This is a genomic window from Arthrobacter sp. NPDC097144 (assembly GCF_044762205.1).
In the GTDB taxonomy this organism is placed as follows: Bacteria; Actinomycetota; Actinomycetes; order Actinomycetales; family Micrococcaceae; genus Arthrobacter_B.
This window is the reverse complement of record NZ_JBIWDW010000004.1, coordinates 399,531-416,394: the sequence shown is the minus strand read 5'-3', so window position 1 is coordinate 416,394 and position 16,864 is coordinate 399,531. Positions and strand designations below refer to the sequence as shown.

The window sequence follows — 16,864 nt, the reverse complement described above, 5'->3', positions numbered from 1 at the left end:
TGATGGCTTAGGCGGCGACGGCCGCAGCCTTCACCCGTCCCTTGGTCCGCAGCCGCTTGATCAGCCGGCAGATGAGGTAGATCAGGAACGAGATGGTGGTGATGTACGGGCTGATCGAGATCCGCCCGCCCAGCGCCAGCAGGATTCCGCCCACCGCCGAGGTCACGGCAAACAGCACGCTGAGCAGCACCACCAGCCGCGGCGAGGACGTCACCAGCAGGGCGGCGGCAGACGGCGTGATCAGCAGCGACAGCACCAGCAGGGCTCCCACCACCTGGATGGACAGCGCCACGGAAAGCCCCAGCAAAATCATGAAGACAATGGACAGCACGCGCACCGGCACGCCGCGGGCCTCCGCCAGCTCGGGGTCGGTGCTGGCGAAGGTCAGGGGGCGCCAGATCAGGACCAGCCCGGCTATGACGACGACGGCGGTGCCCGCCAGAAGGTTCAGCTGAACGGTGTCGACGGCGACGATCTGCCCGGTCAGCAGGCCGAACTTGTTGGCCGACCTGCCCTCGTAAAGCCCCAGGAACAGGATGCCCAGGCCAAGCCCGAACGGCATGATGACGCCCGTCACGGAGTTGCGGTCCCGGGCCTTAAGCCCCATGACGGCCAACAGCAGCGCGGCAATGACTGAGCCCGCCAGGGAACCGATCACCACGTTGGCGCCGATCAGCAGGGCGAAGGCGGCGCCGGCGAAGGACAGCTCAGCTATGCCGTGCACGGCAAAAGCCAGGTCCCGCATCAGGACAAAAGTTCCGATCAGGCCGCCCACCAGGCCCAGGATCGCTGCCGCCCAAATGGAATTGCTGACCAGCGGGAGAAGCTGCCCGTAGTCGCTGAAGTCAAAGACCGCGGAGAACAGATCATTCAAGTCCATGATCATCCTCGCTTTCGCCGTGGACATGGGTGGTCGCGTCCGGGATGCCCAGGACCACAATGCGTCCATGGCTGCGCAGTACTTCCACGCGGCTTCCGTACATTTCCGACAGCACGTCCGACCGCAGCACTTCCGACGGCGTTCCGGTGCGGAAGGTTCCCCCGGCCAGATACAGCACACGGTCCACGTAGTCGATGACCGGGTTGATCTCATGGGTGACAAATACAACGGCCGACCCCTGCTCGTGGCAGCGCCCGTCAATCAGTGAGCTGATGGCCTGCTGGTGGTGCAGGTCCAGGGACAGCAGGGGTTCGTCGCACAGGAGGAGATCGGGGTCGGTGGCCAGGGCCTGTGCGGCACGCAGCCGCTGGAGTTCCCCGCCGGAGAGCAGGCCCACCGGTTCGTTGGCGTACCGGGTGGCACCCACCTGTTCCAGAAGTCCGTCCACCCGCTTCCGCACGGGTGCCCGGTGCAGCCGCAGGCCCCACTTGTTGCCGTCGACACCCAGACCCACAAGGTCACGTGCGCGCAGCGGGGTTCCCGGACCGAAGGCCTTCTGCTGCGGGATGTAGCCGATGTCGCGGCTTCCCCGCCGGGCAGGCACGCCGTTGATCTCCACGGTGCCCTGAGAGAGCTGCTGCAGGCCGAGCAGCACCTTCAGGAAGCTGGTCTTTCCGGACCCGTTGGGTCCCAGCACAGCCAGGAACTCCCCCGCGTTGATATCCAGGTTCAGGCCGTCCCACAGGGTACGGGACCCGAAGGACAGTCCTGCGTCCCGGAGCCGGACCACCGGACGGGTCATCGCAGCACGTCATCAATGGCGGCCACGTTGGCGCCCATCCAGCTCAGGTAGTCCTTCCCGTCGGGAAGGGTTTCGGAGAAGTCCAGCACGGGAACACCGGCATTCTCGGCGGTCTCGCGGACGGCTTCGGTCTGCGAAGTCGAGGTTTGGGTGTTGTAGGCCAGGAAGGCAATATCTCCTGAACGCAGCAGGTCCTGCATTTCCTTGAGCACAGCCGGCGGAACGTCGGACCCTTCCTCCACGGCGGAGGTGAAATCCGCAGGAGTGACGTTGTGCAGTCCGGCAGCCTCAAACAGGTATTCCGGCACGGGTTCGGTGACCGCCACCTCACGGTTGCCGGCCGCTGCTTTGTCTGCGTCCAAATCGGCCAGGAGGTCTTCGACACCGCTGTTAAAGGTGGCGGCGTTGTCCCGGTACCCCTCTGCGTTGTCCGGATCCAGGGTGGACAGGCGTTCGGCTGCGGCCTCGGCCAGCAGTCCCATCGCCGCCGGGCTGTACCAAACGTGCTCGTTGAAGGAACCGTGCGAGTGACCGCCGTGGTCGTGGTCTTCCTCGTGGCCCGCGGCGGCGTCGTCGTGGCCGGCGGCGTCGTCGTCGTGCCCTTCCAGCCCGGAAATCTCCACCGCATTCAGGACATCGGCGCTGTCAATTCCCGCATCGGCAACCAGCTGCTCCATGAACGTGTCATAGCCGCCGCCGTTGAGCACCACAAGATCCGCCTCGGAGACGGCGAGCTTGTCCCGCGCCGTCGCTTCATAGGAATGCGGGTCCTGGCTGGGGCGGTTGATGACGGCGGTGACGCTGATGTTGTCCCCGCCCACGGTCTCCAGGATGTTTCCGTAGACATTGGTGGAAGCAACAACGTCCAGCTTCCCTTCCCCGCCTCCGCCGGCGGGGGAATCGGAGTTTCCGGTGCAACCGGTCAGGGCAAGGGCGCCGGCAGCCAGGAGCATGCCGGACAGGCGAACGGACGGTCGTCGCATAAGTGGTGATATCCCTGTCGCGCGAGGAGGGTTAAAAGGAGAAGGGGAGCTCCGCGAACGGAACTCCCCTCAGCATAACCTAAACGCGAATCATTCGCATCTAAGCTTTGGTCTGCGGCTCGCCGGACTCCTATTCGGAGTAGCTTTCCCCCGAACGGCGGAACCCCTGCGCCTGGGTGGCGTCGCGGATTTCACCGACGAGCTGCTCAATGACGTCCTCCAGGAAGAGTACGCCCCGGGTCTGCCCGTCCGGGCCAAGTACGCGGGCCAGATGCGAACCCGTGCGCTGCATCGTTGCCAATGCATCTTCAATCCCGTCATCCAGCCGCAGGTTGGCCAGCGTCCGGACCTTGTTCTCCGTCAGCGGCCGGTCGTAGGCGTCAGCGGGAATGGCCATGATGTCCTTCAGGTGCATGTAGCCCGTCAGGTTTCCGTGCTCATCCATCAGCACGAAACGCGAGAATCCCGTCCGGCCCACGGCCTTTTCGAACTCCGCCGGCGTGGTGTCGGTGCGCAGGGTGACCAGCTCATCCAGCGGAACCATCACGGTTCCGGCGGACTGGCCGGAGAATTCCAGCGCTCCGGAAATAACACCGGAGTCATCGGCAACAAGCCCGTGCTTCGTGGATTCCTCCACAATGGACTGCATCTCCTCCAGTGTGAAGGCGGAGGCAACCTCGTCCTTGGGGGTAATCCCCATGGCGCGCAGCGCGTGGTTGGCCAGCCAGTTCAGGCTGAAGATGACCGGCCGCACGACCCGCGAAATGAAGACCAGGGGCGGTGCCAGGAGCAGCACGGCCCGGTCGGCAACGGAAACCGAAATGTTCTTCGGAACCATCTCGCCAAAGGTCACGTGCAGGAAGGTGACAATCAGCAGTGCCACAAGGAACCCTGCTCCTTCGGCAAACTCCACCGGCAACCCCAGGGCCTCCAGCGGTGCGGCCAGGAGGTGGTGGATGGCGGGTTCTGCCACGGAGAGGATCAACAGGGAACAGACCGTGATGCCCAGCTGTGCGCAGGCAAGCATCAGGGACACGTGTTCCATCGCCCAGAGCGTGGTTTTGGCACGTTTGGAGCCGGCATCAGCCAGCGGCTCAATCTGGCTTCGGCGTGCGGACATCACAGCAAACTCGCCGCCCACAAAGAAGGCGTTGCCGATCAACAGCAGGACCAGCCAAAAAATGCCCATCACGTCGGTCATCGCTGGGTCCCCCTGCCGGCGGTGTCTTTCAGGGCGGAGTTGCCCACGGCCGGATTCTTCGAGGCGGCATCCTCGGCAGCAGCCGATGCCCGCCCCTTCGGCGCGCTTTCATCGGCAGCCGCCGGATCGTCGTCGTTCTCCTGGGGAATGAAACTGACGCGGTCGATGCGCCGTCCGTCCATGCGCTCCACTTCCAGCAGGCCGCCGTCCGTTTCCACGCGGTCACCCGTACGGGCAATGCGTCCCAGTTCGGCCATGATGTAACCGCCTACGGTTTCGTAGCCGGATTCATCGGGAATGTGCAGCAGGGGCACCAGGCGGGAGACTTCATCGGGACGCATGATGCCCGGGAAGTACCAGGCACCGGCGGCGCTTTGCAGCACGCCGGGCTTGATCTTGTCATGTTCATCCGAGACTTCGCCGACGATTTCCTCCACCAGGTCCTCAAGGGTGGCAACACCGGCGGTTCCGCCCCACTCATCCAGGACAACTGCGAGCTGCAGGTTGGCGTTCCGCAGTTCCGACAACAGGCTGTCCAGGTGCACCGTCTCGGGAACCCGCAGGACCTCGCTCATAATGGCACCTGCCGGCAGGTCTGCCCGGCGGTTGCGCGGCACGGCCACGGCCTTCTTGACGTGGACAACGCCCCTGATGTCATCCGGGGAATCGCCGAGCACGGGGAAGCGGGAATAGCCGGTGCGTCGGGCTGCCTCAATGACATCGGCAACGGACTGTTCGGAATCGATGGTTTCGAGCCGGATGCGGGGGGTCATGACATCTGCCGCGGTGCGTTCCGCAAAGGAAAACGTGCGGGAAAGGAAGTTTGCCGTCCCCTGGTCCAGGGTTCCCATCTCGGCTGAACGCCGCACCATGGAGGAAAGCTCCGCAGGAGTGCGTGCTCCGGAGACTTCTTCCTTGGCTTCGAGTCCAAAGAGGTGCAGGACCTTGTTGGAGAAACCGTTCAGGACCACGATGGCCGGCTTGAACAGCACGGTAAAGGCCAGCTGCGGACGGGCCAGGGCGCGGCCCATCCGGAAGGGCAGCGAGATGGACATGTTCTTGGGGATCAATTCACCCAGAAGCATGGAGAGGAACGTCGCGAGGACCATTGCCGCAACCACGGATACGGAATCCACCGCAACCGTGGGGAGCCCCAGTCCGGCCAGCGGTGTTTTCAGCAGCCTGCCCACCGACGGCTCCATGACAAAGCCGGTCAGCAGGGTGGTGACGGTGATGCCCAGCTGGCAGCTGGAAAGCTGGGTGGAAAGGGAGGTGAGGCAGCGCAGCAGGGGCTCGGCCCCTTTGTCGCCGTTTTCCACGGCCCGGCGGACCGTGGGTTGGTCAAGGGCAACCAGTGAGAACTCGACTGCCACGAAGAAGCCTGTGCCCAGGATCAACAGCAGGCCGAAGACGAGGTAAAGCCATTCCATCAGGGTCTTCCCCCCGAGGCCCGGGTACAACCGGAGTCAGCGCGCGGGGCAGGCGGAGGGTGATCAGCGGAGGCCGGACTGGAAGGCTCCGATGCGGCGGCGGGGGTGCTGTGGGTTTGGGTTCGGGCGTGGCCGGCTCTGTGCGTGCGGTCCGCAGCAAGTGCGGACGGGGACGCAGGCCGGCGCCTAGAGAAACTGTCCATGAGATTTTCAGTTTACAGGTTCGTCAATGGCGCGCCACCGTTACCCCTGCAGCTAAACCGGGCGCCGCGCAATGTGCGCGCGTGCAGCGGGTGCGCGGATGCGATAGCTCCCCGGGCACCCCGGATGTCAAACCAATTGGCCAGTTGTCCCGCAATGTCACTAGACTGGCATGAAGTCTCGGTCACAGCGCACCGGCCGGGCCGCACCAGTGAGCTTTGCGGCGCAAGCCCTCAGACATGGTGCCAAACAGGGCAAAAGGCAACTCATGGAAGAGGCGTATCAACAGTGCCAGACCAATCCAACCACCGGCTGCCGGAAGAATTCGGCGGCAACGAGTGGCTTGTCGATGAACTCTACGAGCAGTACCTGAAGGACAAGAACTCTGTTGACAAGAAGTGGTGGAGCATCTTCGACTCCTTCAAGGACGAGGAAGCCCAGGCTTCCGGCGCAGCAGCGTCCAACGGAAACGGATCTGCGGCCGCAGGCCGGGCCGGAGCCAACCCCGCGACCCGCCAGCTTCCGGTAGTGCAGGCCGAGTCCGCCAAGCCGAAGGCTTCCGGGGAGTCCCCCGCATCTACGCAGCAGTCCGGCAAGCCGCCGGTCGCCAAGGAAACTGCTGCATCCAACTCCGCAGCCAAGGACGCCAAGCCTGCCCAGGCCAAGAGCGAACCCGCGGAGAGCAAGACCCCGCCGATTCCCGCGCAGCTGCCCAAGACCCAGCCCAGCAGTGTTCCCACCGAGGAAGACAAGGTCAACGTCCTGCGCGGCCCGGCCAAGGCCATTGCCACCAACATGGACCTCAGCCTGAGCGTTCCCACGGCAACCACCGTCCGTGCCGTTCCGGCCAAGCTGCTGATCGACAACCGCATTGTCATCAACAGCCACCTCAAGCGTGCCCGCGGCGGGAAGATCTCCTTCACGCACCTGCTCGGCTACGCCATTATCCGCGCCGCCGCACAGTTCCCGTCCCAGAATGTGTACTACGACGTCGTGGACGGCAAGCCCGTTGCCGTCCAGCCGGCGCACGTCAACTTCGGCCTGGCCATCGACATGCCCAAGCCGGACGGCACCCGTCTCCTGGTGGTGCCGAACATCAAGAAGGCCGAGACGCTGAACTTCTCGGAGTTCTGGCATGCATATGAAGACCTCGTCAAGAAGGCCCGCGACGGCAAGCTGACTGCCGACGACTACAAGGGCACCACCATTTCGCTGACCAACCCGGGCGGCATCGGAACGGTTCACTCCGTTCCCCGCCTCTCCAAGGGCCAGGCCTGCATCATTGGTGCCGGCGCCCTCGACTACCCGGCGGAATTCCAGGGCTCCAACGAGAAGATCCTGGCCCGCAATGCGATTTCCAAGATCATCACCCTGACCTCCACCTATGACCACCGCGTCATCCAGGGTGCAGGCAGCGGCGAGTTCCTGCGCATCATCCACCAGCTGCTCCTTGGCGAGCAGGGTTTCTACGACGAGATCTTCGAGTCCCTGCGGATCCCGTATGAGCCGGTGCGCTGGAGCCCGGATATCCAGGTCAACCCTGAAGAGCAGATCAACAAGGTTGCACGCATCCAGCAGCTGATCCATGCGTACCGTGTCCGCGGACACCTGATGGCGGACACAAACCCGCTGGAATACGTCCAGCGCCGCCACGCGGACCTGGACATCCTGAACCACGGCCTGACCCTGTGGGACCTGGACCGGGAATGGCCCACCGGCGGTTTCGGCGGCAAGCCGATGCTCAAGCTGCGCCACATCCTCGGCGTGCTGCGCGATGCCTACTGCCGTACGGCGGGCATCGAGTACATGCACATCCAGGATCCGGTTGAGCGCGAGTGGTTCCAGGAGCGCCTGGAGACCAAGTACAGCAAGCCGACCAACGAGGAGCAGCTGCGCATCCTCAGCAAGCTCAACGCCGCTGAGGCTTTTGAGACCTTCCTGCAGACGAAGTTCGTTGGCCAGAAGCGCTTCTCCCTTGAAGGCGGCGAATCGCTGATTCCGCTGCTGGACACTGTCATTTCCGGTGCGGCAGACGACGGCATGGCCGAAGTCGGCATCGGCATGGCCCACCGCGGCCGCCTGAACGTGCTGACCAACATTGCGGGCAAGACCTACGCCCAGGTCTTCCGTGAATTTGAAGGAACCCAGGATCCGCGCAGTGTGCAGGGCTCCGGCGACGTCAAGTACCACCTTGGCACCGAAGGCACCTTCACCTCGGACAACGGCAACCAGACCAAGGTGTACCTGGCAGCCAACCCGTCCCACCTTGAGGCCGGCGACTCCGTCCTCGAAGGCATCGTGCGGGCCAAGCAGGACCGCCTGGACCAGGGCGATGACTTCCCGGTCCTGCCGATCCTCATCCACGGTGACGCAGCCTTTGCGGGCCAGGGCGTGGTTGCGGAAACGCTGAACCTGTCCCAGCTGCGCGGCTACCGCACCGGCGGAACCATCCACGTAGTGGTGAACAACCAGGTCGGCTTCACCACTTCGCCAACATCATCGCGCTCCTCGGTGTACTCCACCGATGTGGCCAAGATGGTCCAGGCTCCCATCTTCCATGTGAACGGCGACGATCCGGAGCAGGTGGTGCGCATTGCGCAGCTGGCCTACGACTACCGTCAGCGCTTCCACAAGGACGTTGTCATCGACATGGTCTGCTACCGCCGCCGCGGACACAACGAGGGCGACGATCCCTCGATGACGCAGCCGATGATGTACTCCCTGATTGAAGCCAAGCGCTCCGTGCGCAAGCTGTACACCGAGTCCCTGATCGGACGCGGCGACATCAGCCAGGAAGAAGCAGAGCAGGCACTGCGCGACTACCAGGGCCGCCTGGAGCGGGTCTTCGCGGAAACCCACGCCGCGCAGACCTCTCCCCTGCCGGTCATCACCAAGGACACCGAAGCCGTCTCCGACCTGGAACGCCCGTCGTCCCAGCAGGAAGGCAGCACCATCGTGTCCCCGGCGTCCACGGCCATCTCCGCAGAGGTCCTGGCACACATCGGCAAGGCGCACGTAGCGGTTCCCGAGAACTTCACCGTGCACCCCAAGCTCAAGGCCCTGCTGGAAAAGCGGGAGCAGATGTCCCGTGAAGGCGGCATCGACTGGGGCTTCGCTGAAATCGCCGCGTTTGGTTCGCTCGTCATGGAAGGCGTTCCCGTTCGCCTGGCCGGGCAGGACTCACGCCGCGGCACCTTCACCCAGCGTCACGCCGTCTTCCACGACCGCGCCACCGGCCAGGAATGGATGCCGCTGGCAGAACTGGATCCCAACCAGGCAAAGCTGTGGATCTACGATTCGCTGCTGTCCGAATTCGCCGCCATGGGCTTCGAATACGGCTACTCGGTGGAACGCCCGGACGCACTCGTGCTCTGGGAAGCCCAGTTCGGCGACTTCGTCAACGGTGCCCAGACCATCATTGATGAGTTCATCTCTTCGGCCGAGCAGAAGTGGGGCCAGCGTTCCTCGCTGGTGCTGATGCTTCCGCACGGCTACGAGGGCCAGGGCCCGGACCACTCATCCGCACGGATCGAGCGTTTCCTGCAGATGTGCGCCGAAGACAACATGATTGTTGCCAACCCTTCCACGGGTGCTTCGCACTTCCATCTGCTGCGCCGCCAGGCTTACAGCCGTCCGCGGAAGCCGCTGATCGTCTTCACCCCGAAGCAGCTGCTGCGCCTGAAGGCCGCTGCCACCTCGGTGGAAGACTTCACCTCGGGTTCGTTCCAGCCGGTCATCCCGGAGCACGCGGACCTGGACGCAAACGCCGTCGACCGCGTACTGCTGGTCTCCGGCCGCCTGTACTACGACCTGTTGGCCAACCGGCAAAAAACCGGCGACCAGAAGACCGCGATTGTCCGCGTGGAGCAGCTCTACCCGATGCCCGCCGCGGAAATCCAGGCTGCCGTTTCCAAGTACCCGAACGCCGAAGTTGTCTGGGCGCAGGACGAGCCCGCGAACCAGGGTCCGTGGCCGTTCATCGGCCTGAACCTTCCGGCCGAACTGGACCGGCCGCTGCGCCTGGTTTCACGGCCGGCGTCTGCTTCCACCGCAACCGGCTCCGCCAAGCGGCACGCGGTAGAGCAGGACATCCTCGTCAAGAAGGCCTTCGAACGCCAGTAGGCTAAGTTGGGGTGGGGCGCTGCTGGCGCCCCACCCCGTTTTTTGTGACCGGAAAAGGTGACTAGTGGAACAACGCAAAATCAGGCTTGCAGCCGTCGGAGACGAGCTGCTGGCCGGGCACGGCGACCCTCGCGCCCTGGGCTGGCTGGGCCGGGTCCTGGCCCGTACCACCCCCGAGAACGTGAATGTCCAGGCCTATACGCTGGCGGCGCCCCAGGAGGGGACCGAGGCCCTGGCGAACCGCTGGCTGCAGGAAGCCGGCCGCCGCTTCGACGACCGCTGCGAGAACCGTCTGGTCATCGGCCTTTCGGACCGTGACCTTGACCTTGACCTGTCGACGGCGCGAAGCCGGCTCAACCTGGCCAACATTCTGGACGGTGCAGCCCAGATGAGCATCAAGGTCTTCGTCGTGGGGCCCCCTCCGGGGTTGAACGCGGAACGAAACCGGCGCCTGTCGGATCTCTCGGCCGCCTTCGGCGATGTGACCACCCGGCGGAAGCACGTCTACGTGGACACCCTCACTCCCCTGCTGAACCATGAGCAGTGGCGCACGGATCTGGCATCCAACGGAGGCACCCCCGGGCAGGCCGGCTACGGCCTGATGGCCTGGCTTGTGCTGCACCGCGGCTGGTACCGCTGGCTTGACCTGCCGGACATGAACTAAATAGAAAAGCGCATCAAGAGGGCCTCCGGCGACACGCCGGAGGCCCTCGGCACTTTAAGACGTATTCCTTCACGAACCGCTTGTTCCCCGGGTAGACGCTGCGGCCACAATTCCTTGCAAAGTCAAGGGTCAACCCCCTGAACCGCCCTCCCGGCATCTGCCGGGCAGTCTGTGCCGCAGGTAACAATCAGTTAACGTCCGCTCACAGTTAGCACAGTGGAAACATTTAGTGGCTAGTCTTTCGGAACATGTGGCGGTCATCACGACCGCTTGGGGGAGCCGCCTGTGGTGGTTCCTGACGACTCATCACCAGTTAGGACTACGAATGCGTACGAAGCGCACGGCAACTCTTGCCGCACTTTCCGTGGGGGCCCTCTTCCTGGGCGCCTGCGGCTCAGCCGGAGGCGGCGACACCGCCGACGCCGAAACCACCGAAGACGCCAACCTCGCGTCGTCCATTTCGGTAGCCATCAGCCAGGCGCCGGACTTCTACAACGGCAGCACCTCCAAGTCCAACAGTGTGTACAACACCTACGTTGACAACCTGGTGCACAGCAACTTCTCCGAGTACAGCCCGGAAGGTGTTATCCGGAACGAAGAGTTCGGTACCTTCGAGAAGGTCAGTGACGATCCCCTGACCGTCAAGTACACGATCGATGAGGACGCCAAGTGGTCGGACGGAACTCCGATCGACTTCGACGACGTCCTGCTGAACTGGGCCGCCATCTCCGGCAAGGTTGTTGAGGGCGAGGCCGAAATCTTCGAGCCCTCCTCCAACAACGGCTTCGAGTACGTGTCCATGCCGGAAGGCGAAGCAGGCGCCAAGGAGTTCACGTACGTCTACGAACAGCCTTACGCCGACTGGGAAAACCTCATGATCGGTTCACTCATGCCGGCACACGTTGCGGCGGAGCAGGGCGGCCTGAGCGTGGACAACGACGGCGAGGCGCTGATCAAAGCCATCCAGGACAACAACATCGCCGCTTTGAAGCCGGTCGCGGAGTTCTGGAACACCGGCTGGGGCTACGCCGAAGGCCTCCCCTCGCTCCCGGATGCAGCCCTCATCCCCTCCTCCGGCCCGTACAAGCTGGACAACGCAGCGGGTGGAAACCTGACGTTGACCAAGAACGAGAACTACTGGGGCGAAGAGCGCCAGGGTGCCACAGAGAGCATCATCTTCAAGACCATTGATGACACCGAAGCCGTGCAGGCCCTGCAGAACGGTGACGTGGACGTCATTGAGCCGTCCGGTCCCACCGGCGACACCAAGGACCAGATCGAAGCCATCGGTGACTCCGTGACCATGGTGACCGACACCGGCATGACCTTCTCGCACATCGACCTGGACCAGTCCGAAAACGGCGTGTTCAAGGACCTCAAGGTCCGCCAGGCCTTCTCCAAGTGCGTACCGCGCCAGGACATCGTCGACAAGTTCGTCAAGCCCGTTGCTCCTGATGCGACTGTGCTCAACCTGCGCGAATACCAGCAGTCACAGCCGGAGTACGACGAGATCCTCGAGGGTGCACCCACTGCCAGCGAGTATGACGAGGTGGACATCGAGGGCGCCAAGTCCCTCATGGCAGAAGCAGGAAAGACGCAGCCCGTTGACGTACGCGTGCTCTTCTCCTCCGCCAGCCAGGTGCGCGCCGACATGACCGCCCTGATCAAGGATTCCTGCGACAAGGCCGGATTCAACATCATTGCCACTCCGGACAAGGACTGGACCAAGAAGCTCGATGAACTCGGCTCCTGGGATGCTGCACTGTTCGGCTGGGCCGGTTCCGGCCTCGTCGCCAGCGGCCAGTCGATCTACGACTCCGAGGGCGTGCAGAACTACGGCAAGTTCAAGAGCGAAAAGGTTGACGAGCTGTGGGACCAGATTGCAGCCACCACCGACCCCGAAAAGGTTGACGGACTGAAGACCCAGCTCGAAGAGGAACTGGCCAAGGATGTCTACAACGTCGTCCTCTTTGCCAATGCCGACATTGTGGCCTACAACTCCACCATGGAGGAAGTTGTCTACAACCCCACTCAGAGCGGCGTGACGTGGAACGCCTACAAGTGGACCAAGCAGGCCTAACCAAGGCATCACGCCACAACGGTTAGAAAGCGGGATGGGCAGACCACAGTGTCTGCCCATCCCAAACTTTTGCCCGCTAATGGCTTTACGTACCACCCCCAATAGGAGCCTTCGGTGTTCTACTTCATCCTCAAAAGAGCGGTGACCTCGTTCTTTATCCTTCTCGCCGCCACGGTGCTGATGTTCGTCCTGGCCGTCAACTCGGGCGATCCCCTCGCTGACCTCATCGAACTGCAAAGCGCCGAACGCGAGTCCCGCATCGCGCAGCGAACCGCCGCACTGCACCTCGACCAGCCGGTTGCCGCGCGCTACCTGCTCTGGCTGCAGGAAGTGGGCCGCTGCATCATTCCCGGCGGCGCCGAATGCACGCTCGGACTTAACCGTGCCGGCAGTCCGGTGCTCGAGCAGCTGCAGACAGCCATGGGGTCCACCTTCCGCCTCGTCGTCGTTGCTACCCTGATCGCCCTCGTCCTCGGTGTCGCCGTCGGTCTGGTCACGGCCCTCCGCCAGTACAGCGTCTTTGACTACTCCATTACCTTTGTCGCCTTCCTGCTCTTCTCCATGCCGCTGTTCTGGCTCTCCACACTGCTCAAGCAGTACCTGGCGATTGATCTGAACACCTGGCTGGCCGATCCACAAATGTCCTATCTGGGCATAGCCGCTGTGGGGCTCGTAGCCGGCGTCGTCGCGGCTGTGGCCCTCGGCGGCGACAGAAAACGACATTTGCGTGTCTTCGCCATCGTTGCCATTGCCACCTCTGTCCTGTTCTACCTGCTGCTGGTCACCAACTGGTTCAAAACTCCGGGCCTGGGACCCATCGGCCTCCTGATCACAGCTTTCGGCCTGGCGCTTGGCATTACCGCCATGCTGGCCGGCTTCCGCCGCCGCCGGATTGTCTACGCAGCCCTCGCCACGGCCGCCGTAGGCTACGTCGGTTACCTGGTGACCCAGCCGCTCATGCAGGATCCCAACTGGGGCATTATTGCCGGCCTCACAGCGCTGACCCTCGTGGTGTCGATGGCCATTGGCCACTTTCTGGGCGGGCCCTATGCCAAGCAGACCCGCAACCTGACCGCGGTCATCGGATTGGCTATCGGATTCTTCGTGTTCATCGATGCATTGCTGGGCGCCTACCCGTCACTCGCCCGCAAAAACGGCGGCCGGCCCATTCCCACCACGGGATCCTCGACACCGAACCTGAAGGGCACTTTCTGGGAGATCAACCTCGATTACGCCCTGTACCTGATCCTGCCCACCATCGCGATCATGCTGATCTCCTTTGCCACCTACACCCGCTACACCCGGGCCAGCATGCTTGAGGTGATGAACCAGGACTATGTCCGCACGGCGAGGGCCAAGGGCTTGAGCGAGCGGACGGTGGTCGTCAAGCACGCATTCCGCAACGCCATGATCCCCATCACCACGCTGATGGCATTCGACTTCGCCGGAGTCCTGGGCGGAGCCGTTATTACCGAAGCTGTCTTCGGCTGGAGCGGAATGGGACGGCTGTTCACGGAGGGCCTTAACGACGTGGACCCCAACGTGATCATGGCTTTCTTCCTCGTGACCGGCGTGGCAGCAGTGACCTTCAACATGCTGGCCGACATCGCATACGCGTTCCTCGACCCGCGCATTAGCCTGAACTGATAGGCGGAAGACATGACTGAAAAAATACCGTCCGGAACCCCGGGCAGCAGCCCGGAACTGACGAGCATGACTCTGGAAAGCCAGAGGACGGACATCGCTGATGCCCCCGCAACCCAAGCCGTAATCTCCGATCCGCAGATCACCGCGGCGAAGAGCCAGGGGCAGCTGGTCCGGGAACGGTTCTTCCGCCACAAGGGTGCCCTCGGCGGCCTGACAGGGCTGGTGTTCATCCTGCTGCTGAGCTTTACCTCCATCGGAATCTCTGTAGGCCCGCTGCACATCCCCGGCTGGTGGCCTCACACCTTCTCCTCCGTCATGGAGCTTGAAGACGGCGGTTCCCCCACCATCTCCTGGACCGGGTTGGGCAACCACCCCTTCGGCCAGGACACTCTGGGACGCGATTACTTTGCCATGACCATGCGCGGTGCCCAGATCTCCCTGATCATCGCTTTCGTCGTGGGAATCGTGGGAACCGTGGTGGGAACCGTCATCGGCGCACTCGCCGGGTACTTCCGGGGAATCACCGAGGCCGTCCTGATGCGTCTCACCGACGTCATCATCACCATTCCCCTGCTGGTGGTAGCCGCCGTGCTGGCGAGCATCGTGTCCGACTTCGGCATCATTGTCTTTGCCGTCTTCCTGGGCCTGCTGACCTGGACCAACCTGGCACGCATCGTCCGCGGCGAGTTCCTCTCGCTGCGGGAAAAGGAATTCGTCGAAGCGGCCAAATCCGTGGGCGCCAGTTCCCGCCGAATCATCTTCAAGCACATCCTGCCCAACACCGTTGGGGTAATCATCGTGTCCGCAACCCTGGCAATCTCCAGTGCGATCCTGCTGGAAACCGCACTGAGCTTCCTGGGGCTCGGAGTGCAGCCGCCGGACACATCCCTGGGCAAGCTCATCAATGAGAACCGAGCCGCCATGACCACCCGTCCGTGGCTCTTCTTCTGGCCCGGCATCTTCATCGTGGCCATCGCCCTCACCGTCAACTTCATCGGCGACGGCCTCCGGGATGCGTTTGATCCCCGACAGACAAGGAAAAAGTAATGAGTTCGGCACCCCTGTACAGCGACGTCACTTCACCGGCGGGTACGGCTCCGATTCTTGAAGTATCGGGTCTGGGCGTGGACTTCAACGTGGACAACAAATGGGTGATGGCGGCCGAGGACGTGTCCTTCACCGTCAGCCCAGGCGAGATTTTGGCCATTGTGGGCGAATCCGGGTCCGGAAAGAGCATGTCGTCGATGGCCCTGCTGGGGCTCCTGCCCGGAAACGGGCGCTCCAAGGGCAGTGCAAAGCTACAGGGCAAGGAACTCATCGGGGCTCCGCAGTCGGCACTGCGGAAAATCCGCGGCAATGACATTGCCATGATTTTCCAGGAACCCATGACTGCACTGAACCCGGTGCTCACCGTGGGCGAGCAGATCAAGGAGATCATCGAACAGCACACGGATGCGTCTCCGGCCCAGGCGAAGGAACGGGCCATTGAACTGCTGCGGATGGTGGAAATCCCCGAGCCGGAAAAACGCTACGGCTCGTATCCCCACCAGTTCTCCGGCGGCCAGCGCCAGCGGGCCATGATTGCCATCGCGATTGCCAACGACCCCATCCTGCTGGTGGCGGACGAACCCACGACGGCCCTGGATGTGACTGTTCAAGCTGAAGTCCTGGAGCTGCTCCGGAACCTCAACAAGCGTCTGAACAGTGCAGTCATGCTGATTACCCATGACATGGGCGTGGTGGCGGACCTCGCTGACAAAGTGGTGGTCATGGAGAAGGGCCGCATTGTCGAAGCCGCCCCGGTGGCGGAGCTCTTCAGCAATCCGCGGGAAGAGTACACCCGCCAGCTGCTGGCGGCCGTGCCGCACCTGGGGTCCGTCGTCGGCGGAGTCCTGTCCGCAGTCGAGGTGGAGGATGACGGCTCGCTGCAGATTAGCGAGGCTCCCCGTGCGGTGCTGCGCGAATCGGCGGACCTCGCCACTGCGGACTCGGGCGTTGTCCCGGCCCTGCAGCTGACGGGTGTTTCCATCGAATATCCCGGCCGCTTCCGCCAGCCTGCCTTCAAGGCCGTCTCGGACGTTTCCTTTGTGATCAATCCGGGCGAAGTCATGGGCCTGGTGGGGGAATCGGGCTCGGGCAAGTCAACCATTGCCCGGGCAGTGACCGGACTCCTTCCGGTCAGCGCCGGCAGCGTGGATATCAACGGCACCAACATTGCGGGGCTTTCTCCCAAGAAAATGCTGCCGCTGCGCAGGAAATTCGCCATTGTCTTCCAGGACCCGGCGGCTTCCCTGAACCCGCGCATGTCCATCGGTGAATCCATCGGTGAGCCCCTGTTCCTGCATGAAAAGCTCTCGCAGAAGGATCTGGACCGCCGGGTGGAAGGTCTGCTCGACGATGTCCAGCTGCCCACCAGCTTCCGCAACCGGTACCCGCATGAGCTCTCCGGCGGACAGCGCCAGCGCGTGGGCATTGCCCGCGCACTCTCGCTGCGCCCGTCGCTGCTCGTCGCCGATGAGCCCACCTCCGCACTGGACGTCTCGGTCCAGGCCCGGGTCCTGGCCCTGCTGCAGGATCTGCAGCAGCAGTACGGCTTCGCCTGCCTGTTCGTCAGCCACGACCTGGCCGTGGTGGAGATTCTGGCCAGCCACATTGCCGTACTGAACAAAGGCATCATGGTGGAGCAGGGATCCACGGAACAGGTGCTGCGGTATCCGCAGGACTCATACACCCGCCGCCTGCTGGCAGCGGCGCCCGTGCCGGATCCGGCGGAGCAGGCCCTGCGCCGCGAACAGCGCAACGCCCTCATGGCCGCAGGCGGCTGAGTCCCGCAGAAAAACCTAAACCGTGGTCC

The 16,864-nt window shown here is 63.4% G+C and carries 11 protein-coding genes; 6 read left to right on the top strand and 5 right to left on the bottom strand.

All coding sequences use genetic code 11. The features are described from left to right. Positions 1–7: 7 nt before the first annotated feature. The 5 genes from ACIQXM_RS11840 to ACIQXM_RS11820 form a co-directional block, all read right to left on the bottom strand. Positions 8–880 (bottom strand): metal ABC transporter permease, encoded by an 873-nt coding sequence (locus tag ACIQXM_RS11840; protein WP_400931643.1) that lies wholly within the window; start codon positions 878–880, stop codon positions 8–10. Then, positions 867–1,682, bottom strand: coding sequence for a metal ABC transporter ATP-binding protein (locus tag ACIQXM_RS11835; protein ID WP_400931641.1), 816 nt, complete (start codon positions 1,680–1,682; stop codon positions 867–869). Before ACIQXM_RS11835 ends, ACIQXM_RS11840 begins: the two co-directional genes overlap by 14 nt. Beyond that, positions 1,679–2,665 carry a metal ABC transporter solute-binding protein, Zn/Mn family gene (locus tag ACIQXM_RS11830; protein ID WP_400931639.1) on the bottom strand — a complete coding sequence of 329 codons (987 nt, stop codon included), beginning with the start codon at positions 2,663–2,665 and terminating at the stop codon, positions 1,679–1,681. Before ACIQXM_RS11830 ends, ACIQXM_RS11835 begins: the two co-directional genes overlap by 4 nt. A gap of 130 nt (positions 2,666–2,795) precedes the next feature. After that, positions 2,796–3,866 carry a hemolysin family protein gene (locus ACIQXM_RS11825; RefSeq protein ID WP_400931637.1) on the bottom strand — a complete coding sequence of 357 codons (1,071 nt, stop codon included), beginning with the start codon at positions 3,864–3,866 and terminating at the stop codon, positions 2,796–2,798. Then, positions 3,863–5,296, bottom strand: a complete 1,434-nt coding sequence (locus tag ACIQXM_RS11820; protein ID WP_400931635.1) for a hemolysin family protein — start codon at positions 5,294–5,296, stop codon at positions 3,863–3,865. The genes ACIQXM_RS11825 and ACIQXM_RS11820 overlap by 4 nt, the downstream gene beginning before the upstream one ends. 489 nt (positions 5,297–5,785) lie before the next feature. Here ACIQXM_RS11820 and ACIQXM_RS11815 point away from each other — a divergent pair, with 489 nt between their 5' ends. The 6 genes from ACIQXM_RS11815 to ACIQXM_RS11790 all read left to right on the top strand — a co-directional run bounded on the left by ACIQXM_RS11815 (position 5,786) and on the right by ACIQXM_RS11790 (position 16,835). Next, positions 5,786–9,619, top strand: a complete 3,834-nt coding sequence (locus tag ACIQXM_RS11815; RefSeq protein ID WP_400931633.1) for a multifunctional oxoglutarate decarboxylase/oxoglutarate dehydrogenase thiamine pyrophosphate-binding subunit/dihydrolipoyllysine-residue succinyltransferase subunit — start codon at positions 5,786–5,788, stop codon at positions 9,617–9,619. Positions 9,620–9,683: 64 nt separating this feature from the next. Further along, positions 9,684–10,283 carry a GDSL-type esterase/lipase family protein gene (locus ACIQXM_RS11810; RefSeq protein WP_400931631.1) on the top strand — a complete coding sequence of 200 codons (600 nt, stop codon included), beginning with the start codon at positions 9,684–9,686 and terminating at the stop codon, positions 10,281–10,283. A gap of 325 nt (positions 10,284–10,608) precedes the next feature. Next, the gene (locus ACIQXM_RS11805; RefSeq protein ID WP_400931629.1) at positions 10,609–12,363 is read left to right on the top strand and encodes an ABC transporter family substrate-binding protein; all 1,755 of its coding nucleotides are present in this window, start codon (positions 10,609–10,611) and stop codon (positions 12,361–12,363) included. Positions 12,364–12,477: 114 nt separating this feature from the next. Next, the gene (locus ACIQXM_RS11800; RefSeq protein ID WP_400931627.1) at positions 12,478–14,010 is read left to right on the top strand and encodes an ABC transporter permease; all 1,533 of its coding nucleotides are present in this window, start codon (positions 12,478–12,480) and stop codon (positions 14,008–14,010) included. Between the two features lie 12 nt (positions 14,011–14,022). Then, the gene (locus tag ACIQXM_RS11795) at positions 14,023–15,057 is read left to right on the top strand and encodes an ABC transporter permease (RefSeq protein WP_400931625.1); all 1,035 of its coding nucleotides are present in this window, start codon (positions 14,023–14,025) and stop codon (positions 15,055–15,057) included. Further along, positions 15,057–16,835, top strand: a complete 1,779-nt coding sequence (locus ACIQXM_RS11790) for a dipeptide ABC transporter ATP-binding protein (protein WP_400931624.1) — start codon at positions 15,057–15,059, stop codon at positions 16,833–16,835. Before ACIQXM_RS11795 ends, ACIQXM_RS11790 begins: the two co-directional genes overlap by 1 nt. Positions 16,836–16,864 lie beyond the last annotated feature (29 nt).